This is a genomic window from Pseudoalteromonas phenolica (genome assembly GCF_044788725.1).
GTDB classification, from domain to species: domain Bacteria; phylum Pseudomonadota; class Gammaproteobacteria; order Enterobacterales; family Alteromonadaceae; genus Pseudoalteromonas; species Pseudoalteromonas phenolica_C.
In genome coordinates, this window is sequence record NZ_CP173161.1 from 2,512,790 (window position 1) to 2,534,694 (window position 21,905).

The 21,905-nt window shown below is 39.0% G+C and carries 23 protein-coding genes; 13 read left to right on the forward strand and 10 right to left on the reverse strand.

Annotated features, from left to right (window positions below):
- Positions 1-207: 207 nt before the first annotated feature.
- On the forward strand, positions 208-414 hold the full coding sequence (locus ACH784_RS11500; protein ID WP_058029451.1) for a cold-shock protein: 207 nt from the start codon (positions 208-210) through the stop codon (positions 412-414).
- Positions 415-659: 245 nt separating this feature from the next.
- On the opposite strand, the gene ACH784_RS11505 is transcribed toward ACH784_RS11500, so the two are convergent.
- Both ACH784_RS11505 and ACH784_RS11510 read right to left on the reverse strand, forming a co-directional pair.
- Positions 660-1,274, reverse strand: a complete 615-nt coding sequence (locus ACH784_RS11505; protein WP_404390317.1) for a response regulator — start codon at positions 1,272-1,274, stop codon at positions 660-662.
- Positions 1,267-2,391 (reverse strand): histidine kinase, encoded by a 1,125-nt coding sequence (locus tag ACH784_RS11510; RefSeq protein ID WP_404390319.1) that lies wholly within the window; start codon positions 2,389-2,391, stop codon positions 1,267-1,269. Before ACH784_RS11510 ends, ACH784_RS11505 begins: the two co-directional genes overlap by 8 nt.
- Before the next feature lie 141 nt (positions 2,392-2,532).
- Between ACH784_RS11510 and ACH784_RS11515 the strand changes: the two genes are divergently transcribed.
- The gene (locus tag ACH784_RS11515; RefSeq protein ID WP_404390321.1) at positions 2,533-2,835 is read left to right on the forward strand and encodes a hypothetical protein; all 303 of its coding nucleotides are present in this window, start codon (positions 2,533-2,535) and stop codon (positions 2,833-2,835) included.
- A 5-nt stretch (positions 2,836-2,840) separates the two neighbouring features.
- On the opposite strand, the gene ACH784_RS11520 is transcribed toward ACH784_RS11515, so the two are convergent.
- Positions 2,841-3,284: a hypothetical protein gene (locus tag ACH784_RS11520; protein WP_404390323.1), complete on the reverse strand. Its 444-nt coding sequence runs from the start codon at positions 3,282-3,284 to the stop codon at positions 2,841-2,843.
- Positions 3,285-3,393: 109 nt separating this feature from the next.
- Here ACH784_RS11520 and ACH784_RS11525 point away from each other — a divergent pair, with 109 nt between their 5' ends.
- Both ACH784_RS11525 and ACH784_RS11530 read left to right on the forward strand, forming a co-directional pair.
- The gene (locus tag ACH784_RS11525) at positions 3,394-4,401 is read left to right on the forward strand and encodes a S41 family peptidase (protein WP_404390325.1); all 1,008 of its coding nucleotides are present in this window, start codon (positions 3,394-3,396) and stop codon (positions 4,399-4,401) included.
- A gap of 56 nt (positions 4,402-4,457) precedes the next feature.
- Positions 4,458-5,291 (forward strand): DUF6279 family lipoprotein, encoded by an 834-nt coding sequence (locus tag ACH784_RS11530; RefSeq protein ID WP_404390327.1) that lies wholly within the window; start codon positions 4,458-4,460, stop codon positions 5,289-5,291.
- A gap of 82 nt (positions 5,292-5,373) precedes the next feature.
- On the opposite strand, the gene ACH784_RS11535 is transcribed toward ACH784_RS11530, so the two are convergent.
- Positions 5,374-6,297 (reverse strand): DMT family transporter, encoded by a 924-nt coding sequence (locus ACH784_RS11535; protein ID WP_404390329.1) that lies wholly within the window; start codon positions 6,295-6,297, stop codon positions 5,374-5,376.
- Positions 6,298-6,397: 100 nt separating this feature from the next.
- Entirely contained in the window at positions 6,398-7,105 is a 708-nt protein-coding gene (locus ACH784_RS11540) for an AraC family transcriptional regulator (protein WP_404390331.1), read from the reverse strand.
- A 306-nt stretch (positions 7,106-7,411) separates the two neighbouring features.
- Here ACH784_RS11540 and ACH784_RS11545 point away from each other — a divergent pair, with 306 nt between their 5' ends.
- Together ACH784_RS11545 and ACH784_RS11550 are read left to right on the forward strand one after the other, a co-directional pair.
- Positions 7,412-7,795, forward strand: coding sequence for a thioredoxin family protein (locus ACH784_RS11545; protein ID WP_404390333.1), 384 nt, complete (start codon positions 7,412-7,414; stop codon positions 7,793-7,795).
- Between the two features lie 2 nt (positions 7,796-7,797).
- Positions 7,798-8,508 carry a cytochrome c biogenesis CcdA family protein gene (locus ACH784_RS11550; protein ID WP_404390335.1) on the forward strand — a complete coding sequence of 237 codons (711 nt, stop codon included), beginning with the start codon at positions 7,798-7,800 and terminating at the stop codon, positions 8,506-8,508.
- Positions 8,509-8,537: 29 nt separating this feature from the next.
- On the opposite strand, the gene ACH784_RS11555 is transcribed toward ACH784_RS11550, so the two are convergent.
- Positions 8,538-8,660: a hypothetical protein gene (locus ACH784_RS11555; protein WP_404395312.1), complete on the reverse strand. Its 123-nt coding sequence runs from the start codon at positions 8,658-8,660 to the stop codon at positions 8,538-8,540.
- Here ACH784_RS11555 and ACH784_RS11560 point away from each other — a divergent pair.
- The gene (locus tag ACH784_RS11560; protein WP_404395251.1) at positions 8,647-8,829 is read left to right on the forward strand and encodes a DUF2798 domain-containing protein; all 183 of its coding nucleotides are present in this window, start codon (positions 8,647-8,649) and stop codon (positions 8,827-8,829) included. The genes ACH784_RS11555 and ACH784_RS11560 overlap by 14 nt on opposite strands.
- The gene (locus ACH784_RS11565; protein WP_404390337.1) at positions 8,826-9,257 is read left to right on the forward strand and encodes a YtoQ family protein; all 432 of its coding nucleotides are present in this window, start codon (positions 8,826-8,828) and stop codon (positions 9,255-9,257) included. Before ACH784_RS11560 ends, ACH784_RS11565 begins: the two co-directional genes overlap by 4 nt.
- Positions 9,258-9,343: 86 nt before the next feature.
- Here ACH784_RS11565 and ACH784_RS11570 read toward each other — a convergent pair whose 3' ends face one another.
- The 3 genes from ACH784_RS11570 to ACH784_RS11580 all read right to left on the reverse strand — a co-directional run bounded on the left by ACH784_RS11570 (position 9,344) and on the right by ACH784_RS11580 (position 13,848).
- A complete protein-coding gene (locus tag ACH784_RS11570) occupies positions 9,344-10,699 on the reverse strand; it encodes a sensor histidine kinase (protein WP_404390339.1) in 1,356 nt (451 codons plus the stop codon).
- 96 nt (positions 10,700-10,795) lie between these two features.
- Positions 10,796-12,751 (reverse strand): methyl-accepting chemotaxis protein, encoded by a 1,956-nt coding sequence (locus ACH784_RS11575; RefSeq protein WP_404390341.1) that lies wholly within the window; start codon positions 12,749-12,751, stop codon positions 10,796-10,798.
- A 152-nt stretch (positions 12,752-12,903) separates the two neighbouring features.
- Positions 12,904-13,848: a sodium-dependent bicarbonate transport family permease gene (locus ACH784_RS11580; RefSeq protein WP_404390343.1), complete on the reverse strand. Its 945-nt coding sequence runs from the start codon at positions 13,846-13,848 to the stop codon at positions 12,904-12,906.
- Between the two features lie 136 nt (positions 13,849-13,984).
- On the opposite strand from ACH784_RS11580, the gene ACH784_RS11585 reads away from it, so the two are divergent.
- The 3 genes from ACH784_RS11585 (at position 13,985) to ACH784_RS11595 (ending at position 17,990) form a co-directional block, all read left to right on the forward strand.
- Positions 13,985-14,896: a LysR family transcriptional regulator gene (locus ACH784_RS11585; RefSeq protein ID WP_404390345.1), complete on the forward strand. Its 912-nt coding sequence runs from the start codon at positions 13,985-13,987 to the stop codon at positions 14,894-14,896.
- A 167-nt stretch (positions 14,897-15,063) separates the two neighbouring features.
- A complete protein-coding gene (locus ACH784_RS11590; RefSeq protein WP_404390347.1) occupies positions 15,064-17,343 on the forward strand; it encodes an LruC domain-containing protein in 2,280 nt (759 codons plus the stop codon).
- Positions 17,340-17,990, forward strand: coding sequence for a hypothetical protein (locus tag ACH784_RS11595; protein ID WP_404390349.1), 651 nt, complete (start codon positions 17,340-17,342; stop codon positions 17,988-17,990). The genes ACH784_RS11590 and ACH784_RS11595 overlap by 4 nt, the downstream gene beginning before the upstream one ends.
- A gap of 114 nt (positions 17,991-18,104) precedes the next feature.
- Here ACH784_RS11595 and ACH784_RS11600 read toward each other — a convergent pair whose 3' ends face one another.
- A complete protein-coding gene (locus tag ACH784_RS11600) occupies positions 18,105-18,896 on the reverse strand; it encodes a putative porin (protein WP_404390351.1) in 792 nt (263 codons plus the stop codon).
- 164 nt (positions 18,897-19,060) lie between these two features.
- On the opposite strand from ACH784_RS11600, the gene ACH784_RS11605 reads away from it, so the two are divergent.
- Together ACH784_RS11605 and ACH784_RS11610 are read left to right on the forward strand one after the other, a co-directional pair.
- Positions 19,061-20,872 (forward strand): ABC transporter transmembrane domain-containing protein, encoded by a 1,812-nt coding sequence (locus ACH784_RS11605; RefSeq protein ID WP_404390353.1) that lies wholly within the window; start codon positions 19,061-19,063, stop codon positions 20,870-20,872.
- A 191-nt stretch (positions 20,873-21,063) separates the two neighbouring features.
- Positions 21,064-21,903, forward strand: a complete 840-nt coding sequence (locus tag ACH784_RS11610) for a pirin family protein (RefSeq protein WP_404390355.1) — start codon at positions 21,064-21,066, stop codon at positions 21,901-21,903.
- The last annotated feature ends 2 nt before the right edge of the window (positions 21,904-21,905 follow it).

Here is a 21,905-nt window from a genome sequence, read left to right on the forward strand (position 1 = left end):
ACTCAAGAAAAATTTTTAAGAAATAACTGGACTTACTCAATCATTGCCTATAAAGTGCGCATCAGCTAGAAAGAAAGTCTAAATTTAAAATCTACATTTCGTTGTACTACTCGTAATACTCGTCCTGAAGCTTTAAGTTCAAGTTTTATTTTCCAAGCAATACCGCCTTCGGGCACATTTTTACAATATATTTTTTAGGATATGATTATGTCTAAAGTAACTGGTACAGTTAAGTGGTTCAACGAATCTAAAGGTTTTGGTTTCATCGCTCAAGAGTCTGGCGCAGACGTATTCGCACACTTCAGTGCAATTTCTGGCGACGGTTTCAAAACTCTAGTTGAAGGCCAAAAAGTTGAGTTCACTGTAACTCAAGGTCAAAAAGGTCCTCAAGCTGAGAACATCGTAGTACTTTAATTTTTAATTAAAATACTCTGAAAAAAGCAGACATTGTCTGCTTTTTTTGTGTCTCAATTTTATGGCAATTATACCAATTGCATTAACCTTAGGAGCTATTATTGCGACAGAGAAAACCGATAACCGGAAATGACCAATAACAAGGATAAGATTTTGATATAAAGTTGTTCTACATTAGAAATTCCTGAAGAAGTTAGTAGGCTTTTTAGCTCTCAATAATGAGTAGTCAGTAAATTAAATTGGTATTAAATAATCCCTTCATTAATAGCTTTAATCACAGCTTGCGTCCTGTCTGCAACACCTAACTTTTCTAAAATCTGTGACACATGATTGCGGATCGTCCCATCAGAGTTGTTTAATGTGCTAGCAATGGTTTTATTGGCCATACCCAATGCCAAACATTTCAAAACTTCATGCTCTTTTTTCGTTAAAGCATCAAATTTAGAGTGTTGTTTTTGCAGTAGAAATTGAGTTAAAGCTGGCTGTAAAACTTGATGACCTTGATATACCGATTTAATCGCTGTTATTAAAGTTTCAAGCTCGGCATTTTTTAGAATATAACCCATTGCGCCTAATTGCATGGCTTTTGCTAATACATCGCAATCTTCAAACGTCGTTATTATCAACACAGGTAACTTTATACCTTGCTTATTAAGGTAAGTGAGTACACCCAAACCATCTAAATTTGGCATTCTCATATCAAGCAAAATAACATCAAAAGATTGCTTGTTAAGATAGGAAATACACACCTCTCCATCTTCAGCTATAGCGCTTATCGTGATTGTCTTATCGAGCTCTAATAGACTCTTTAAACCTAACCTTACTAATGTTTGATCTTCTACTAATAAGCACTTAATCATCACAACATTCCTGTACTTTGAAAGGGAGCCGTATTTGATTTACCAAAATATCATCTTCAATTTCTTGAAAAAATGCCCCACCCACTGCATCGAGCCTTTCTGACAAGCCTTTAAGACCATTTTTCTTAATTGGTAAAACATGTTCGGGCTGATTATGTGAGGCTTCTGCTTCAATCACTGAAACAGACCCATTACTCAGTCTAATAGAAAAACTAAGCTCAGAGGCCTGAGTATGCTTCAAGGTGTTATTGATCATTTCTTGGCAAAAGCGAACTATACATAAAGCAGGTGTACCGTTTAAGTTCTCTAATTCTTTTACCAAATGAACAGAACACTTTAAGTTAGGTGTTTGAGAAATAAGATTTTCTAGACTAAGTTTTAGCGCCCCTCTACCTGTCCGTTGTGATGAAACAATTTCTCGAACTTCCTCAAGTATTTCTTGGCTGATTTGATGACAAGACGATAGCATTTCTTTAGAGCTTTCGTCTGCGGTGCGTTTTAGATAGTCTAAATTGATAGAAAGCGCTGTGAGTTTATGACCCAACGCATCGTGTAATTCGTGGGAGATATGCAACCGCTCCTGCTCTGCACTCATCGCCTGCAGCATGCCTTGCGTCGCTTTCAACTCCTTATAATTTTGTTTAGATTGGTAGTGCATATTTAAACTTTCAACAATCTTTTTGCTAATTATCCCATTCATTAACGCAAACCCAGCCCAAATAGCGACTGTACTCCAAACAAAACTGCCTGATAACCACCAATAAAATGCTAAATATTCGCCCAATATTGCCCCAATTAACCCCGACATAATTGGCCAAGAAAAATGAACACTAAATAAAGCGGTAAACATCACCATATGGATCAATACTAAACTGGTATTCGTTAAGGGAATAAGGGCCACTAGCGAAAGCCAATATACCGCCGCAATAACCCTAACTTGCTCATTTGGTTTTCTGATCGAGTGCCAAAGTAAAACAAGTATTAATGCGTGTATCGGCAACTGCCAATATAAGGATATGCCTCCGGCTGGGTATAGTAAGCAAAGTGCCGTAACGATACCCCAAGAGATTAAGGTCGATGCCGACCAATCGGTTGTGTGGTGAATAACCTGTGACATGAATAATTTTTTCTTTAATTATGGCAAACATATAGCTTTAGTAACAGTGCAAAATGTCATAGTTAAGCTGGTATTATTGTCACTGTTTTGTTGTTTAACAATCGGGTAAGCTAAATATAATAATTCAAATAGGAATAAGCTATGGCAACCGCACTTACAAGCCCTGCAACTATTCAAATTGGCTCGATGCGCTCTGATGGCCAACTGTCTTTAAATGAACAGGGTTTGAGCTTCAAACCTGCAAGCAAGTCTTTGTCTTTAGGGGCTTTAAAGATTGCCTTATCTGAAGTGAGTCAAGTTGAGCAATGCCTAGCCAAAGGCGCGGGATTTTTGCCGATTTCAGAGCAGGCGATGCGAGTCACTTTAAACACAGGCAAACAGTATGAATTTGTTTTAGCAGAACAAGAGAATTGGGTAAGTGCAATAAACGAACTACTTAATTAATGCGATTACCCACACTTCTGTAATAACTGTTGTGTTAGCCACGCTTGAGCTTGCTCATGGGTTTCGAAAAACGCAATGTTTTGCTCAAGCAAAGCCGGTGAACGCTGCAGTATGATATGTTTCGTCATTCTGTCATTGACGATAAATGCTTTAGCAATAATCGGCTGAGTATTGAGCCAAACATTGTAGGTTTGCAGAGTTTGATATGCCTCAGGCGTGCCACCTTCAAGCTCTAAATCATCAATCAGCATGGCGAAAGGCTCGCCATTTAATGCTTTAACGATGTTTTTGACCGATTCGGTATAGTTAAAGCACCCTCTTTCATTGAAACTGCCACATAACTTTGCACTGATAATATTATTTTCTAATAGCGTTGTTGAAAAACGCCCATGTCCACGTTTAGAAGTAATTGCCATAGTACGAAATAAAACCGAAAGAACTGGCGGCATTATAACCAATCTAACAGTGCTATTGTTGAACTTTATCAATTTATGCTCAAAAAAATGAACAAATATCTCTGCACAAAGTCTGAGCATTAAATAATAAAAAGGCATACACATGAAAAACTGTTTAATATCAAAGCTATTACTTACAAGCTTGTCGGTTACGGCCAGCAATCTTGACGTAAGTAGAGCGGAGCTCATCGTTGAACTGCAAACACAAATAGCTAAAAACTATGTCGATGTAAATAAAGTCGAACATATCAACAACAGCTTAACCAAGATCTCCCCTGAGGTGTATTCGCCTCTTTCAAATGAACAATTTATTTCTCTAATAACAAAGACGTTAGAGAAGCATGATGCACATTTTTCTTTTCAAGAAAAGCCTGACCAAACAAAAAAACAACCCGCTAAAGAAAGCTGGTTTAGCCGTTTATCAAGAAGTAACTCTGGCTTTAACTCTGTTGAAAACTTAAAAGGCGGTGTTGGCTATTTCGATTTTTGGGGGTTCGATTCAGTCAATGATAAATCACGAAAAAGAGTCTCTGCGGTTATGCAACTGGTATCTGATAGCCAAGCAATCATCATAGATTTAAGAAATAACGGTGGTGGTAGCGCAGAAATGGTGCAGCTAATCAGTAGCTACTTTCTTGAAGGTAAAGTACATTTAACTAGCTTCTATTCGCGCCCTTCTGATTCTAGAACTGAGTTTTGGACATTTTCTGACATACCTGCCATTTTTAAACAAGACATTCCAGTTTATATTCTAACCAGTAAAAGGACATTTTCTGCTGCTGAAGAGTTTGCCTATAACTTTAAACATTTAAAGCGTGCAACCTTAATCGGTGAAAAAACCAAAGGTGGTGCAAACCCTTGGCAATGGTTTGAGGTAGGTGCATCACATCGGGTAGCCGTTCCAACCTCAATGGCAATTAACCCAATCACGCAAACAAATTGGGAAGGCATCGGTGTTAAGCCTGATATAAACACATTTGCAGACAGCGCCTTTGATATAGCCTATCAAAAAGCACTGTTAGACATTAAATCTAAAACAAAAAATAGATTTTTAACTGATGAAATCAATATTGAGTTATCCAAGTTAGAAAAGAAGCAACAACAGCTTTAAGTAATCTAAAACGGAATTAACACCGTAAAATTACGTAGGCACAGAAAGGAAAACTTATGAAAAAGCATTGTTTAATCTTATTACTCATACTGTTAACAGGCTGCTCGACTAAATTCGCTTATAAGAACGCAGATTGGTTGGCTTATTGGTATGTGGATGATTATGTATCATTAAACGATGCGCAAGAAGACTTACTTGATGAGCACCTCAAAACTTGGCTTGATTGGCATAAAAAAAGTGAATTGCCTGCTTATATCGCCCATTTAAAACAAATCAAATCAGACATAGAACAAGGAAACATCACCCCAAAACGTATTGCCTACCATAACGATAAAGTCATTGCTCACTGGCAGTCTGTGCGAGCAGAAATTGTGCCCGACCTAGTCGCTTTAGCACCTAATTTAACTGAAAAACAAGTAAACAACCTGTTCGAAGAACTCGCACAGCAAGAAAAGGAAAAACAAGAAAAACGAGCAAAACTCAGTGATGAAAAACGCCAAAAACGTTGGTTTGCTCGCACGGAGAATTCACTAGAAAACTGGTTGGGTGACATTACCTCGTCTCAACACAAAATGGTCAAATCACTTTATCTTGCTCAATCGCCAACATCTCATTTGTGGTCAGGTTATCGAGCGCGTTATCAAGCCTCTCTCAAAACAGTGTTATTAAATATTGTTTCTGAGAGTAAAGATCAAGACAAACTTAAATCACTGTTACTAAACCCTGAATCATTTCGAAGCGACGAGCTAAACAAATTGAACAACCAGAACCGTCAAAGCTACCACGATTTTTTATATGGGGTTTTTCTTAGTTTAACCGACAAACAAAAGCAGCACCTGCTAAGCGAAATTGATGATTTAATTAATGATATTTCTGAGCTGTCTGAATAGATTTCAGGGTAACCAGATAAATCTTAAGCTAATATGCCAAATTTGATTTTTAAAGTTGAATCAAATTTGGCAGTAAATTAAATTATTTCGATTTTCCTAAATTAAAACTAAAATTTGGTTTGACTGATTGAATCAACATACAAAGAAACACCAATAGACCTCCTAACCAACCAATTAGCTGGAAGTTCTCATCTAATAAAAAGAAAGCTAATATAGTCGCAATTAAAGGTTCAACGAGGGTAATTAAAGTTGCTTTACTTGAATCAATAAACTTTAAAGCATATGAAAAAAGCAAATAACCAAGAAACATTGGCACAGTTGCCATGTATACTGAAGCAAGACTATTAATCGCACTTGAAAATAGGTTATCACCAGTAAACCACAGGGACGGCAAAAGTAAAATTGCAGCTCCGCCAAATAATCCTGATAACGCAGACCTAGAATGTACCCCTTTGTCAATTAATGCACGCGCTACCCATGAATAACCAGCGTAAGTTAACCCCGCGATAGAGCCCAAGATTATTCCAACAGAATTTTGATAGTTACTAATTGTACTACCAAGGGAATCTTCCTTTCCAACAGTTAAAAGCGTGATGCCAATTGCACCAAACATAAAACTAACCATCCATTGCTTAGAAACTATTTTTTGACTATATAGACGCTCTATTAGCGCTGCGAATATTGGAGCTGTAGCTAGCGAGACTATAGTTCCAATTGCTACTCCTGACATACGCATTGATGAATAAAATGCAAGTGGGTAAACCGCAACAGATACAACCCCTAGCGCAAAGAGCCCCTTTTGTTTAAAAATAAGCTTGTAGTTTTTTCTTAAACTAGACAGGTTGGTTAGTACTAAAAGAATACCTCCTATTCCCATAGCAAAAGCGCCAATCGCTAAAGAGCTTACATTGGAAGTAAAGCTTGCCATAACACCTGTAGTACCCCAAAGAACGCTAGCAGCTAAAGCAGCTAGAACACCTCTAAAGTTGCTAGATTTAGATGGCATAATGCCCCCTGAAAAATTAAAATCTGAGGCTAAAGAATATGCTAATTACGTCTTAGAGATTTAACATATCGGACGCTACTTTTGTCCGTAAAGACAAAGTTTAGCTTTTAAACTTTGTGGGTGGAAATCCATAATGTTGTTTGAACTTTCTACTGAATGAAGACAATTCCTTGTATCCAACATTTTCACCTATTATCTGCAATGGGTAGTCGGTATGTGTAAGCAGTGCTTGAGCTTTTTCCATTCTGAGCGCTGTAATATACTCTAATACAGTTAAACCTAATTGTTCTTTGAAAATCTTTTTGAATTGAGTCGGACTTAGGAAAGCCTCCTTCGCGATTGATTCAATCTTTAATGGTTCGGCAATATTTTCGTTAATAAAATTTAATGCATTATGAATTCTTAGATCTAGTTTAGGAAGTAAATGCTGGCTCTCAAGTAATAGGTAAAATGTGTTATACATTGATTGCTCTATATGAGCGTTAATTTGATATTCCAGTTGGCTTTCAATAAAGAGTAAGTAGTTTAGTAAGGGCTTGTTTATTTCAAACACAATATGTTGTGAAGCACTAACATTACTAGGGAGCCTGTCCATATCTGCTACAATAAACCTAGCTTCTCGCTCTGCTGTAAATAAATGCTCTTCATTTGCGCGCACTATTACGCATTCCCTTGGAGCTACTTTTCCACTAAAACCTTCAACTTGTATGTTGATCGCCCCTCGTAAAGGTAAAACAACTTGATTAAAGTCATGCGAATGAGAAACCGGGCTGGCACTGTAAGAGCGAATTGATAATAAATTTTTCATAACAAATACAAATATTTACCCTTAGTAATTCCATGCAATTTAAAAGATATTTTAGTCCGATATAAGCTTAACTATATTTCTAATCGGTTTTACAAATTTAATCAATTAATGAGTGTCATTAGCAGCTAGTCAGCTGAAGTCCAAACTTTTGCATAAAACAGTTAGCTTCCCTATAAAGCACTAGAATTAGTGCATTTACCTTTATAACCAAACTTAGTTTAAAAAATATTTTTATGTTTTTTTGAAATAAAAAATGCACTTCCTCTCTCTACTAGAGCAATTAATCAGTCTTTTAGAGAGAGCAACATGAAGTATATTTTCACCAGTCTTATTAGCTTATTTATGGCATTTTCTGCCTCTGCGTTTGAAAAACAGCCATTTAGTGAAGTACTGTTTTCAGAGCTGCAAGCGCAAAATGCGGTCATCATGATTGATGTATACGCCCCTTGGTGCCCGACTTGTAAAAAACAACAAAAGCTTTTCCAACAATACCATGAGCAAAATCCAGATAAACCGTTTCATGTGCTTGTTGTTGATTATGACAACGATAAGCAGTGGGTAAAGAAATTTAGAGCACCTAGACAATCAACGCTACTTTTATACAAGGGTGACAAGCAGTTTTGGTATTCGGTTGCCGAAACCCGTTTCAATGTTATTGAAGAAAAACTAAATAGCGCATTTAAGTTTTAATCATGGGTATTGAATTTGTCTCTTTGCCATTAGCATTAATGGCTGGTGTGCTAAGCATTCTCTCACCGTGCGTGTGGCCCCTTGTGCCCATTGTGATGGCTTCATCATCAAATAGCGGAAAAAAAGGTCAATTTGCATTAGCACTGGGGTTGAGTGTGGCATTTGCACTTGCAGGTGGTGTTTTAACCTTTATTTTATTTAGCCTTGGTCTATCGCCAGAAGTCTTACGTTGGTTTGGCGCTGTCATGCTCTTGCTAATGGGTATCAGTTTACTGCTCCCTAAAGTCGCCAATTGGTTATCGCTAGCATTAACAAAACTGACACCAGAGCAACAAACACAGCAAGGCGAGCAAGACGGTGCTTTCAATCAATTTATGATTGGCATGATGCTAGGTTTAGTATGGCTGCCTTGTGTTGGTCCAACACTTGGCGCGGCCATTGCTCTGGCATCGCTTGGTCAAGACTTACTGATGGCAAGCTCTGTGCTATTTTTATTTGGCTTAGGTACAGCGAGCGCATTAATCATTACCAGTATTATCTCGACCAGCGTTTTACAGAAATTCCGGCCAAACGTGTTCAGTAATGTTGAGAAACTAAAAAAGTTGCTAGGAATACTGTTACTCATTTTGGCTATCATGGTCATAACTGGATTTGATAAAACACTTGAAACAATCGCACTTAATTATTTACCTTCATGGGTGACTGGTGTTTAAATAATCCATTCTCAATTAAAGAAAGCTAATCAAACTTGGCTTTCTTTTTCTTTAATCAAAGGTAGCGTATTTATGATCTCTGCTAGGTTCCACAAACTCGTTTTCTCTTTCTTCATGGCATTGTTGATGTCATGCATTATGTCTTTTGTCATTACACTTTTTAATGTTGGTTTTATTGAAAATATCCTGTTTGTTTGGTTAAAAGCATGGGCTTTTGCGTTTGTTGTCGCGTTTCCAACCATTAATCTTGTCGCCCCCATCGTCAACAAACTGGTAAGCTTAGTTATTATTCAATCAACACCACATGAGGAGCAATCATGAAAATTTATTTATCTGGCGAAATTCACACAGATTGGCGCGAACAAATTATTGCTGGGTGTAAAGCGAAAAACTTACCTGTAACATTTATTTCTGCAAATACCGACCATGAGAGTAGTGATGCCGCAGGCGATTGTTTGGGAGAGGAAGAAAAACAGTTTTGGCGTGATCACAAATCGGCAAAGGTTAATGCCATCAGAATTCAAAATGCCATTAAAAGCTGTGACCTTGCGGTGATCCGCTTTGGCGATAAATATAAACAATGGAATGCCGCATTTGATGCCGGTTTCTGTGCTGCGCTATCAAAGCCTTATATTACTCTACACGACGAGTCTATTATCCACCCACTCAAAGAAGTTGATGGCTCTGCGCATGCTTGGGCGACCACAACAGAGCAAGTTGTTCAATTAATCGAATATACTTTGGTTTAAAGATTATTAAATCCCTTACCAATCGCGCGGTTTATGCCGCGCAAAACATAAATTTTTAATACGTTTTATTTCTAAACACGGGTAATTTAAGCCGTTCTTTCAACTTGATTTTTAACCGGCAACTGAATTGTAAATACAGTACCTTGGTTATCCGAATCTACACTCAATTTGCCGTTATGCTCTTGGCAAATAATTCGATAGCAAATCGCCAAACCCAGCCCCGTGCCCTCTCCCACTGGCTTGGTTGTGTAAAAAGGTGTGAAAATATCTTTTAGGTGTGACTTTGGAATACCGCAGCCTGTATCACTGACTTTTACTTCTATCCAACCATCGATAAATTGCGTGCTAATCGCGATTTTTCCTCGCTCAGAAATCGCTTGTTTCGCATTCATTATAAGATTCATAAACACTTGGTTAAGCTTGCCAATATTAACCGATACTTCTGGCAGAGGATGTAAATCAAGGGTGACTTCACAATCTGTTTTTAGCTCATTGCGTAGAATATTAAGTGTAGACTCAATCCCTTTATTAATATCTGAGAGAATAAAAATATCAGAGTCCTCTCGCGAGAAGCGCTTTAAATCTAGCATTATCTGCTTGGCTGATTTAAGACCGTTTAAGGTTTCTTGCGTCAGTGCAGATAAATCATCTAACACATAGTTGAACTCATCATCATAAAGCAAAGCCCGACTTGAAGCCGGCAAGTCTGGATCTGCTTTTACTCGATGAATGACTTGAGTTAGTTCAGGTAAAAAATCTTCTAAAACCGTATTTAAGTTACTAATTGAAAAGCCCAAAGGAGTATTAATTTCATGTGCTATACCGGCAGATAAAACACCCACAGAGGCCATTTTTTCAGATTGGATCAAAGCCGCTTGATTCTTCGCCAACTCATTTAAGCTTTGCTTTAACTCATTATTACTTCGCTCTAAACGAACTTGCGTTTGTTTGAGCTTTAATTGATATTGCGCTGATGCAATGCGTGGCGAAGCAATGTTAGCAATCACTTGTAATAAGGCTTGTTCAAACTCTGAGTAGTCATTCGCTCTATTAGATTCAGAGTCGATAACAGCAATGGTTTCACCTTCGTAAACCACAGGTACCGCCAACTCAGACAAGCCATCATATTGATCGTTTATATAGCGAGGATCATCTCGTGTATCTGTTACTATTTCTGCCTCGCCAGTCAAAGCAACATTACCGACAATTCCCTCACCGACAGGAATTTCTATTCGTTCAAATATCTCTCTATCTTTGGGGTTTTTTACGCCAAATGCAGCCATCTGCACGAGTTTATCGCCATTACGCAGATAAATGACGCAATCATCAAATTCCATGATCTCACCAACACCCTGTGCAATAGACCAAAGCAGATCTTCAAGCTCTGCTTGGTTTAACATGGCTAAAGCAAAGGCATTGATTTTGTCGACTCCATACATCATAAGCAGTACCCGCAACTATGAGCTTTTTTAAAGCATAGTTCAGAACCCACTAGATGTATGAATTTATATCTTTGATTTGTAGGCTCGATGCGTTAACTATCGCACTCTAAACTGCTTCACAATATGATCTAGTTCAATGGCCAACTGTGAAAGGTTATCAGCTATTTGAGATGCTTTATCCGCACCATCCATGGTTTCATAAGCTTTTTCGTTAACGTTTTGAACACTTTCACTAATTTGCTGACTCACCACATTTTGCTCTTCAGACGCACTGGCAATTTGCACGTTCATATCTTTTATGGTGCCAACTGAATGCGAAATAGTTTCAAGCACCTGCTCCGTACGAGCCGTTTTCTCTGCTGTTTGCTCAACGCCCTGCATATTAGCCCGCATCGAATCCACAGAACGCTTCGCTTCGGTTTGTAACTTAGATATCATCAGTTGGATCTCTTCAGTACTTTGCTGTGTTCTGCTTGCTAAAGAGCGAACCTCATCAGCAACGACCGCAAACCCCCGGCCTTGCTCTCCTGCGCGAGCAGCTTCGATGGCAGCATTTAATGCCAATAGATTGGTTTGATCCGCAATACCTCTGATCACATCTAAAATTGAGCCTACCGACTCAGTTTCAGCTTCTAAATTTTCTATCGTTTGGCTCACATTCATCATGGTTTCGACTAGCTCAGCCATAGCTTGCTGAGTTTCTTGAACAACAGTTTTACCCGCAATTGCATCATTGTCAGCACTCATTGCCGAATCAGCAGCCATTTGCGCACTTTGCGTGATCTCATTTACAGTTGCAGACATTTCATGCATTGCTGTTGCAGTTTGTGTTAATTGATCTGTTTGTTGTTCAGCACCAATTTTTGATTGAGTGGTGATTTGATTCAATTCATTCGACGTGCTGGTAACTTGTGTCGTAGATTGCATAACTTGAGCTATCATCGCATTGAGTCTATCAACCATGTCACGCATGGCTAAATAAATGCCAGTTTCATTACCTGTATTTTTAAATTGGTAGGTCAAATCACCCTGTGATACCGCTTTTACAATTCTTGCCATCTCAGTAGGTTCACCACCAATAGGCCTTTTTATGATGTTCGAAATGAAATAACTTAAAAAGATCCCAACTGCAATCACAATCAATGAAAACACTATAATAGTAACTATCGCAGATTCACTATCAGCTTGTAGTGCAGGGCCAATTTCATCTTGACGATTTTTACTCGCCATTTTGATCATTTCAATCTGCTCTGCAATCTCTGGCCCGATTTTATTTAAAGTATTATTGATGATTTGATTTCTAGATATGATGATCTCTTGAACTTTTGTAATACCTTCAACATATATTTTTGTACGTCGCTCAAACTCATTAAAATCAGCGATATCTTGGGCATTAATGAGTAAGTTTTTAAGCTTATTTGCTTCTTGCGCAACCACTTCAAACTCTTCCATTGAGCGGTTATATTCTTCGACTGAGTTATTAATTAAAAACTTACTGACATACAAACGACCTAGTAAAAGCGCTTCTTGTAACTTCGACGATTTATAAAGCAAATCTGTGTTTTGTGCAGCGGCACTGCGATCGACTATATTGGTGATGCTCTTACGCATTTCAGCACCATTACCATCTAAGTCATTTGCCACCACTTTATTGCGTTGTTCATAAAACTGAACAACTTGTTTAAAGCCCGCATTGTATTGATTTGCTTTTGCTTGAATATCATTGATAACTTTTAATTTACTTTGATCTTCAAACTGTGATTTGCCTTGCGCTATGAGGTCATTTAAAAGCGAAAATCGTTCATTAAAATCAGCTACATTTTTCTTACTATGATCTTCTAAATACTTTAAAGCATTAAGCCTGACCATTAATAAATTCGCTTGTATTCGCCCTGATAAATTACTATCTCTGGCGTTCATTCTATATTCTACGAAATTATCGTGTCCTGAACTTAGAGCAAAATAAGAGACGAGACTGACTACACTGAGAAGCGCAATCATTAACCCAAAGGCAAGATTTAGTTGGGCGTTTAGTTTTAGATTTTGGAACATTTAAAATGACTCTCAGTGATTGCGACATCCTGTGCATTTAAAGTCCATATTAAAACGGTGATACTTAGTATAGAAGAATATATTAGCTTTTGCGGGATAATCTTGATTAGAATTAACTTTTTTAAAAAAAAGCTGGCAGTGCCAGCTTTTACTTAAGAAAGGTACCAAAGTGCAATTTGGTGATATATACCAATACCTATCACCACATTTAACGGGAAAGTCAAACCCAACGAACTTAGCATTGCCAAACCAATATCAGCCTCTTTAATGGATGCTTTTATTGCCGCTGGCGCTGCAATATACGAGGCACTTGCCATAATACTTGCAAGTACCACGATAGAGCCTAAGGTTAGACCGAGGGATACCCCAACAAACACCCCTATCGAACCTAAAACAAATGGCATTGTTAAAGCAAATATTGCCAACTTCCAATACTTAAATGGCATAGGTCTTAACGTTTGCGCCGCTGTAATACCCATTTCTAGTAGAAATAGCGCCAGCACGACTTTAAAGCTTGAGGTTAATAAGCCTGTTACTTGCGCCCCTTGCTGTTCGCCATACATTAAACCGATAAACACACCACCAACTAGCAAAATGACACTTTTGTTCGTTAACGCTTCATGCCAAAGCGCCTTCATTGATACTTGCGAGCTAGTATCTTGAGAGAGTCTTCTAAATAGCAGCAAACCAACAATAATTGCTGGCAACTCTAGCAGTACCAGGTACAAAGTAACTTCAGCACCGACTGTTAATTGATTTGTTTCGGCATAAGCCAGCGCTACAGCAAAAGTACCGGCGCTTACCGAGCCATAGTGGGCTGCAATACTTGCACTATTCGCAATTGATAAGCCAATCAGCTTTCTTAAAATCGGGAATAAACTCAGTGGAATAAGTGCCCCCAACGACACAACCGCCAACATTTGCGGTAATAAAGACCAGCTCACATTACCGTGTAATGCTATCCCCCCTTTTAGACCTATCGTCAACATGAGAAGCAGGCTTAACGTGTCATAGGTGGCTTTGGGTATAGCAAGATCAGATCTCAGTAAACCCGCAACGAGTCCAAGAATAAAAAACATCACGATGATATCTGGCATAAGCACTCCTTAATTTCGACGAGCGGCATTGTAAAAGACTCTTAATATTGATAAAAATTAAACTTAAAGAATACACCTATAGATAAATATCAATATGATTGAGCGATATCTCACTTTTCGGCTACTGAGAGTCTATGTGACTTTAGTACAAACAGGTTCAATTAGTGAAACCGCAAGGCGCCTTCATCTCACTCAACCAACCGTCTCAATACAATTAAAGAAACTGCAAGAATCAGTGGGTCAAACACTGTATGTTTTTAAACAGCAAAAGTTTGTTTTAACAGAAGCAGGTAACGCATTGTATTTATCGTGCCAGCGTATTTTTGCTTGTTTAGATGAATTTAATGCACAGCTTACTGATATTAAGGCTGGGCATTCTGGGCACTTAAAAATTGCTATGGTGAATACGGCGCAATACATCTTGCCTAGGTTAATTGGGCCTTTTCAGACGCTATATCCTGAAATAGACATTACCCTTGAAATCGGTAACCGTGAACAAGTGTTACAACGTTTCGAACGCGGGCTAGACGACCTGTATGTATTTAGTCACCCACCCTCTCTTGAACATGCGATAGCTGAACCATTTTTGGCAAACCCGCTGGTTTTAGTTGCTGATAAAAGCCATCCTTTAAGTTCACGCAGCAGCATCAAGGCAAATGAGCTTGTTGAGCATCGCTTTTTAATGCGTGAACAAGGCTCAGCCACTCGAATGATGTTTGACGGCTTTTTACAAAGTAACAGTCTTGCGCCTGCCCATATGCAGCAACTTTCAAGTAATGAAGCAATCAAAGTGGGGATTTCGTCGGGTATGGGCATTGGCATGCTTTCTCAACATGTTTTAGATCTCCACAACGCAAATTTAACCGTATTGCCCGTTGAAGGACTGCCCTTAGTTAATCATTGGTACTTTATTGCAAGAAATGATCGTTATATGCCAAAAACAGCGTTAAAGTTTTTATCGTATTGCCAGTCATCGGTCGAAGACGTGCTTGGTAGTCCTTGGCAAGGCGAGCTAGAAGGGAAAATAGTCGCGTTTTTTGAGACTTAAGAGACTAATCCTCTGCTCGTTAACACATAGCAGAATAGTTTTGCAAAATGCCACGCAGAACAAAAACAAACACACATTTATTTTTAATATTTATTATAAAACAGTCACTTAAACATTGGACTTGATCATGCATCACTATAGAAAATTCTAGATTCTCAGGTGCTGACATGATTAAAAGATGCATGATCGCCGCAGCATTAGCTCCACTTTTTGCTAGTGCTGCCCCTTTTGAAAACTGCCCCAGCCAAGCTTTCTTAATGCAAGACAATAATGCCAAAATGTATGGTATCGATTTAGCATCAGGGCGAGCCAATCTTATCGCTGGCACCCTAAGATTAAATGGTTCGGAAGACACAGCTAGTGTTAATGCCATAGGTTTTAACTTTAAAGACCAATATTTATATGGTTTTAGAAAAGAGAGCAAACAAGTTGTTCGAATTGAACAAACCGTTGAAGGCGAGACAATTCACTACGATTCAACAGCGCTCAATGTTAGCGGTTTACCTGAAGGCATTCACTTTTTTGTTGGCGATGTAAAAGTCAGTGGTGATGCCCCAGCTGAAGGTGAAACCGATAACCGTACATCGAGCTACTATATTTATAATAAAGGTAGAGGTCTATTCGAAATTCCGCTTTCTAATGACTTAAATGCCCCACTTACAGCGACTAAACAACCGGGCAGTGAGAGTTGGTCTACAACAATTTATGATTTTGCTTTTCACCCTATCACTAACAAACTCTATGCGATGGAATCAGATGGTGATCTGTTTGAGATTTCTCTTGAACCAAACAGCACCCCCGAGCTGGTTACCCGCCTAGATATTGGCACAGATACTGGTGCTTTTGGTGCAGCTTATTTTGGCGTGCAAGATGTTTATGACGAAGCGACTGGCGAAACAACTGAGAACATCATCTTTTATGTTAGCAATAACAACTCTGGCAATATTTTTAAAGTCGACTTAACCAATGTGCCTGACGACAAATCTGGCTATAACCCAACCACAGAGATCTTCACGCTTGGCCCTAAATCAGGGCAAAACGATGGCGCGCGCTGTGCTATCGCAAAAGTCGAAGTAACTGATGAATCGATGGATTTCGGTGATGCACCACTTCCTTATCGCAGTGCACTTGATAACAATGGTGCACGCCACGTGTTCGATCCCAATCAAGATAGCCAAAACCTCATTTTCTTAGGTGACTCTGTAGACGGAGAAAACATCAACACCAGTAGCGATATAAACATTGATTATTCAGACAGCTCTGATGATGGCGTGATTTTAGCCACAGACTTCGCAGCCGGTTTAACCGCACAAGTCATCGTCACAGCATCTCAAGCAAGTACCCTCTATGCTTGGTTTGATTGGAACCAAGATGGTACCTTCTCAGAAGACGAAAAAGCCATTGATAAAGTTAACCTTACTCAAGGCGCTAACAGTATTTTGATTGATGTACCTGTGGACGCAGCTAATGGCAACTCATGGGCTAGATTCAGAGTCACTGACGGACAAGAGGTAACTTTAACCGCCTATGGTGCGGTTCAAGGTGGAGAAGTTGAAGACTACGAATTCGAAACATATGGATCTGAAAGTTACCCGGGACAAAATGATTGGGTAACACTGGCCTATGAAGACCGTTGGCCATACCTTGGTGATTCTGATTTTAATGATTTAGTCCTTCATTATCGCACCACTAAATATTTTTCATCTGAAGGGGTAACAAGCTACCGCATTGAAGGTGAAATTCTTGGTGTAGGGGCAAGTTTCCATAATGGCTTTGCTGTCAGACTCTACGAAAAAGATGTTGATTCTGGTTTAGTTAAAGTACTTACAGCTGAGCAAATCGACAGCTCAAATTCGAGTTTGTTTATTAATGGCCAAGCAGTCCCACAAACAATTATTGAACCTAACAGAACTGAAGCCATTGCCATTGTCGCATCTGATATGTGGGATCATATTAACGTGCAAAATGGTTGCGAATATTTTAGAACTGAGGTCAATTGCGATGTGAACGCTAAAGTCACTTTCTCAATGACCTTACCTCTCAAAACGGCGCTTTCGCCTGAAAATGCACCGGGTAGTATGCTCGACCCGTTTATCTTTGCGAGTAGCGACCACTACCATGGGGATGCAATCTCAGACGGTAATTACAGAGGCTTAGAGGTTCATTTAAAGAACCAAGTACCTACAGAAGCATTTAACACCGCTCTCTTTTCTGTTGCAGCGGATGATGCGAGTAATCAAAGCGAATCATTATATTTTCAAACTGAGAACGGCATTCCATTCGCTTTAGCTATTGGCGCGCCTTGGCGCCATCCTCATGAACGTATTGATATAAATCGTGCTTACGACAAGTTTGCAGACTTTGCCACCAGCAACGGTGAATCAGCACCGCTTTGGTACAACACAGTGAACACAAATATCACCATTCAATTTGGAGCAGAGCAATGAACAAATATCTTATTTTATTAACTAGTTTACTTGCCCTGAGTGCCTGTGGCGGTGGTGGCAGCGAAAGTGATAGCAGCGTATCAAACACATCGGCGAGTTCATCTGCTTCACAGCAAACCAATAGCACTTCGAATTCAGATAACTCATCACAAACTGATAACTCTGATAATTCTGATAATTCTGATAATTCTGATAATTCTGATAATTCTGATAATTCTGATAATTCTGATAATTCTGATAATTCTGATAATTCTGATAATTCTGATAATTCTAGTGATGATACAAATAATGAAGACAATACTAGCTCAAATTCTGAAGTCATTATGACTAGCCTAACGATTGATCAATCGTTTGACTTGAAAACAGATTTTGATTTATTGATAGATGCCAAAATATCTACAGGCAATGTAAGAGCTTATTTAAATGTCTGCCAAAGCAAAGCTGACTCTAACAAAGCTGATTACCAAAACTGTATTTTAAGAAAACCGATTAAGAATGGCGAGCTGTCGCAGCAAGTGACTTTAAGTCGCCAAGACATAGCTCTTGTCGCGGAGATCTGGCTTTATGATAGCAATCCTGAGCCACTGAGATATCAATGGCAGTATGACGCCTTGTTAAATAAGCAGATATTTGAAATTAGATACTAAACTTTTGATTTTTTGACAAAAAAGCCGCTGATTTAAACCTGCGGCTTTTTCTCATTTTGAACAACTCATCATATCAACACGTAATCATCTATTAAGTATTGATCTAACAACTTATTAGTACTGAGCTGTAAACGATAATTGGTAAACTTCACCACCATCAAAGTCGATGATGCTACCACCTAAATGAAACTTATCATTGAAGAAATATTTCGCTTGAATGCCTAAGTCTGAGTCGAACGAGCCTAGACCAAATGATAAATTACGATTCATGTAATAATTAACTACTGCAGACGTGTAGTCTTCATCAAAATAATAGTCTTTTTCATGGTCGACATCTAAGCTAATAAATTGATCACCAGCAAGCTTTTTAAAATAACGGCCAGAAAGAGTCCAAGTGTCGAAATCAGACTCGCTATCAAAGGTAACCCCGAAATAATCATGTTCATTAATTTGGTGGTTATACTCTGCTTTCAGCATGGTTTGATCGTTGCCATATTTACGATCTTGATATCGAATACTTAACTTTAATTTATCAGCAAATAAATAACCAAAGCCAATTTCAGCATCATCATTGATATGGCCAATATCTTCACTACCACCAAATACAAACCATTCTTTAGTAGCAAACCATTCACCAGATACCGCAAGATCTTTCACATTATCATAATTAAAGTAAGCAGCTTGAATATTGGTATCGGTATTTAAATAACCAAAGTCATCCCACACACCTGAATGCTGTTGCGGCGCAAAAAAGTAATGGCTAGAGACATAATATGCATTATCCCCATCAGGGAAATCCGCAAAGTTTACTTGATTAAATAACTGTTTCGACTCATCAGCTACAGAAGAAAATGAAGAAAGTGAAGAAAGTGCTGCAATTACTGCAACAGTAAGAAGTTTTTTCATGGTATTCCTTTAATTTCCATTGAAAACATTGTCAGAAGAGCCGGCATTCTAATCGAAACTGCCTTAACGGCAAATGACTATTTGTTACAAAATTCTCAAGCCTACTCATTTAATTATCTTTATAGTTCAGTAAATTAAAGGCACACTTTGTGAACTTCTGACAAATGTTCAGTCAATTAAAAAACCAGGAGGCTCTTTTGAGCGCTAACGACAAAAAACAGCAGTCTGCTTTTAAAAGCCTGTTACCTATTTTTGGCTTTGTGAAACCTTATAAACTGGTTGCGCTTTCGGCCTTGCTAGTACTTTTATTTACCTCTGGCTTGAACCTTTTATTAGGTCAAGGTGTGAAATATGTCATCGACCATGGATTTATAGCAGGCTCAGTAGAACAGCTCACCAATGCAGTTTTTGTAATGATTGCACTGATAGTTTTATTTGCAGGCGGTACATTTACACGATTTTACTTGATGAGCTGGATTGGTGAGCGAGTCTGTAATGACATTCGAAAAGCGGTGTTTAATAAAATTATTCACCTACACCCGAGTTATTTTGAAGAAAACCGCAGAGGCGAGCTGATGTCACGCTTAACCACGGATACAACACTGTTACAATCCATCGTGGGTTCATCATTTTCTATGGCGCTGCGCAGTGCTTTAATGATGATTGGCGGTTTAGTCATGTTATTCATTTTGAACTTTAAGCTGACTTTATTGGTGATGCTCTGCGTACCTTTGACCCTGCTTCCCCTTTTCTTCTTTGGTAAAAAAGTCCGTAAGCTTTCAGAAAGCAGTCAGAGTGCCATTGCTGACATAAGTACTTATGCCGGTGAAATTATTCAGAACATAAAAGTAGTACAAAGCTATACCCATGAAACAAAAGAGAAAGCTGCATTTGCTGGAGAAGTAGAAAAAGCGTTCACAGTCGCAAAACACCGCATCACCCAGCGTGCAATCTTAATTGCCGCAGTTATTGGTTTAACGTTTAGTGCCATTACCGTGATGCTCTGGGTTGGTGGTGTGGATGTGATCGCTGGACGTATGTCTGGCGGTGAGCTTGCAGCCTTCGTTTTTTATGCTGTGATTGTTGCATCAAGTGTGGCAACTGTGTCTGAAGTATATGGCGAGCTTCAACGTGCCGCCGGTGCTGCAACCCGATTATTAGATTTATTGAATGTAAAAAGTGATATTACAAATAAAGACAATGCCTCCATGCTTACTTGGCATAAAAAAGCACACCTTAAATTCGATAATGTTACTTTTAAATATCCTTCAAGGCCCGAGGTAGCAGCACTTGATTCTGTCAATTTAACTGTTGAAAAAGGAAAAGTCGTTGCCATTGTTGGCCCATCAGGTGCAGGTAAAACCACCCTATTTGAGTTATTGCAACGTTTCTATGATCCACAAGTTGGTAATATCAGTATCGGCGAGCAATCTATTAACTCTCTGACTTTAGATTCACTGCGACACACTATGGGCATGGTGCCGCAAAACCCTGTGCTATTTAGCTCTGATGTTTGGCACAACATACGTTATGGCAACCCGGACGCAACTGATGAACAAGTAATGGAGGCCGCAAAACGTGCCCATGCCCATGACTTTATTACCAATTTACCCGAAGGCTATGGCAGCTTTTTAGGCGAGCAAGGCGTTCGCTTATCTGGAGGTCAAAAACAGAGAATTGCAATCGCTCGTGCCATTTTAAAAGACCCATCAATTTTATTGCTTGATGAAGCCACCAGCGCCCTTGATGCCGAAAGTGAATTTCATGTTCAAGCTGCTTTGAATGAGCTCATGCAAGATAGAACAACCTTAATTATTGCGCACCGCCTTGCTACTGTAATGCATGCCGATACCATAGTGGTGATGGATAAAGGGCAAATTGTTGCGCAAGGAAATCATCAATCACTACTCAAAGGATCAAAGCTATATCAAAGACTTTGTGAGTTACAATTTGAACATTCAGGTAAATTAGATTAGTCATTTTCTATGTTTTGATTTCACTAACAATATTGCTTATCTCCTAGCTTGATTACACCCTATCAAGCTAGGTAACCTACTCTGAAACAAACTATTCAAAATATTTGAACACACCCATCAATTTCCTACACTTATTTACCTCAACCAAACTTGCTAAATTTACCTCATCAAAACATTAGAGATTAAATAGCATGAAAATTATTCGTACCAACAAAGCACACGCCACCCAAGATGGTGCTGGCGTCAACATTAGCCGTATTGCGGGTTTTGACGGTAGAAGCCTAGACCCATTTTTGATGATCGACGAACTAAAATCAGACAACAAAAATGACTTTATGGCAGGATTTCCTGCTCACCCTCACCGTGGAATTGAAACCTTTACTTATATTCGTAAAGGCGGCTTTGAACACCAAGATCAAATGGGGAATAAAAAAGCCATACGCGCAGGTGATGTACAGTGGATGAGTACTGGTCGCGGCGTAATACACTCTGAAATGCCACTCGCTGATGCCGAACATGGCATGCACGGCTTTCAGATTTGGTTAAATATGCCAGCAAAAGACAAGATGCGTCCGCCTCGTTATCAAGATACCACGGAGCAAAAAGTCCCGGTGTTACAAAATGACGCTGGTATAGAGCTAAGAGCACTGGCTGGTACTTGGCAACTAGAGCAACAAAGCGCGACATCATCGATTGATGAGTTAGCAGGTAATGGCGCGATTGCCGATGTAATTTTACCAGAGAACACTGAGACAACTTTAGACATTTCGTCTCACAGCAAAGCCCTTGTTTATATTCACTCAGGGTCTATTGCTAACACTGAATACGTCGAAACCTACCAGTTTGAAGTTGACCCTAACGCACCACTGACTTTAAAAGCAGGTGAAAACGGGTTAGGTGTTTTAGTGTTAGTCGGCGAGCCTATTCGCGAGAAAATCGCCCACATGGGGCCCTTTGTGATGAACACCCAAGAAGAGCTTCATCAAGCTGTACGCGATTATCAAATGGGCCGCTTTGGTGACATTGTGTAAAG

Bases quoted from the DNA above. Each gene is read 5' to 3' on its own strand.
- ACH784_RS11530 (WP_404390327.1), top strand. From the start codon at position 4,458: ATGAAAAAGCATTGTTTAATCTTATTACTCATACTGTTAACAGGCTGC.
- ACH784_RS11575 (WP_404390341.1), bottom strand. From the start codon at position 12,751: ATGTTCCAAAATCTAAAACTAAACGCCCAACTAAATCTTGCCTTTGGG.
- ACH784_RS11595 (WP_404390349.1), top strand. From the start codon at position 17,340: ATGAACAAATATCTTATTTTATTAACTAGTTTACTTGCCCTGAGTGCC.
- ACH784_RS11600 (WP_404390351.1), bottom strand. From the start codon at position 18,896: ATGAAAAAACTTCTTACTGTTGCAGTAATTGCAGCACTTTCTTCACTT.
- ACH784_RS11550 (WP_404390335.1), top strand. From the start codon at position 7,798: ATGGGTATTGAATTTGTCTCTTTGCCATTAGCATTAATGGCTGGTGTG.
- ACH784_RS11555 (WP_404395312.1), bottom strand. From the start codon at position 8,660: ATGACAAAAGACATAATGCATGACATCAACAATGCCATGAAGAAAGAG.
- ACH784_RS11560 (WP_404395251.1), top strand. From the start codon at position 8,647: ATGTCTTTTGTCATTACACTTTTTAATGTTGGTTTTATTGAAAATATC.
- ACH784_RS11565 (WP_404390337.1), top strand. From the start codon at position 8,826: ATGAAAATTTATTTATCTGGCGAAATTCACACAGATTGGCGCGAACAA.
- ACH784_RS11610 (WP_404390355.1), top strand. From the start codon at position 21,064: ATGAAAATTATTCGTACCAACAAAGCACACGCCACCCAAGATGGTGCT.
- ACH784_RS11505 (WP_404390317.1), bottom strand. From the start codon at position 1,274: ATGATTAAGTGCTTATTAGTAGAAGATCAAACATTAGTAAGGTTAGGT.
- ACH784_RS11580 (WP_404390343.1), bottom strand. From the start codon at position 13,848: ATGCCAGATATCATCGTGATGTTTTTTATTCTTGGACTCGTTGCGGGT.
- ACH784_RS11590 (WP_404390347.1), top strand. From the start codon at position 15,064: ATGATTAAAAGATGCATGATCGCCGCAGCATTAGCTCCACTTTTTGCT.
- ACH784_RS11510 (WP_404390319.1), bottom strand. From the start codon at position 2,391: ATGTCACAGGTTATTCACCACACAACCGATTGGTCGGCATCGACCTTA.
- ACH784_RS11525 (WP_404390325.1), top strand. From the start codon at position 3,394: ATGAAAAACTGTTTAATATCAAAGCTATTACTTACAAGCTTGTCGGTT.
- ACH784_RS11570 (WP_404390339.1), bottom strand. From the start codon at position 10,699: ATGATGTATGGAGTCGACAAAATCAATGCCTTTGCTTTAGCCATGTTA.
- ACH784_RS11535 (WP_404390329.1), bottom strand. From the start codon at position 6,297: ATGCCATCTAAATCTAGCAACTTTAGAGGTGTTCTAGCTGCTTTAGCT.
- ACH784_RS11520 (WP_404390323.1), bottom strand. From the start codon at position 3,284: ATGCCGCCAGTTCTTTCGGTTTTATTTCGTACTATGGCAATTACTTCT.
- ACH784_RS11540 (WP_404390331.1), bottom strand. From the start codon at position 7,105: ATGAAAAATTTATTATCAATTCGCTCTTACAGTGCCAGCCCGGTTTCT.
- ACH784_RS11605 (WP_404390353.1), top strand. From the start codon at position 19,061: ATGTTCAGTCAATTAAAAAACCAGGAGGCTCTTTTGAGCGCTAACGAC.
- ACH784_RS11500 (WP_058029451.1), top strand. From the start codon at position 208: ATGTCTAAAGTAACTGGTACAGTTAAGTGGTTCAACGAATCTAAAGGT.
- ACH784_RS11515 (WP_404390321.1), top strand. From the start codon at position 2,533: ATGGCAACCGCACTTACAAGCCCTGCAACTATTCAAATTGGCTCGATG.
- ACH784_RS11545 (WP_404390333.1), top strand. From the start codon at position 7,412: ATGAAGTATATTTTCACCAGTCTTATTAGCTTATTTATGGCATTTTCT.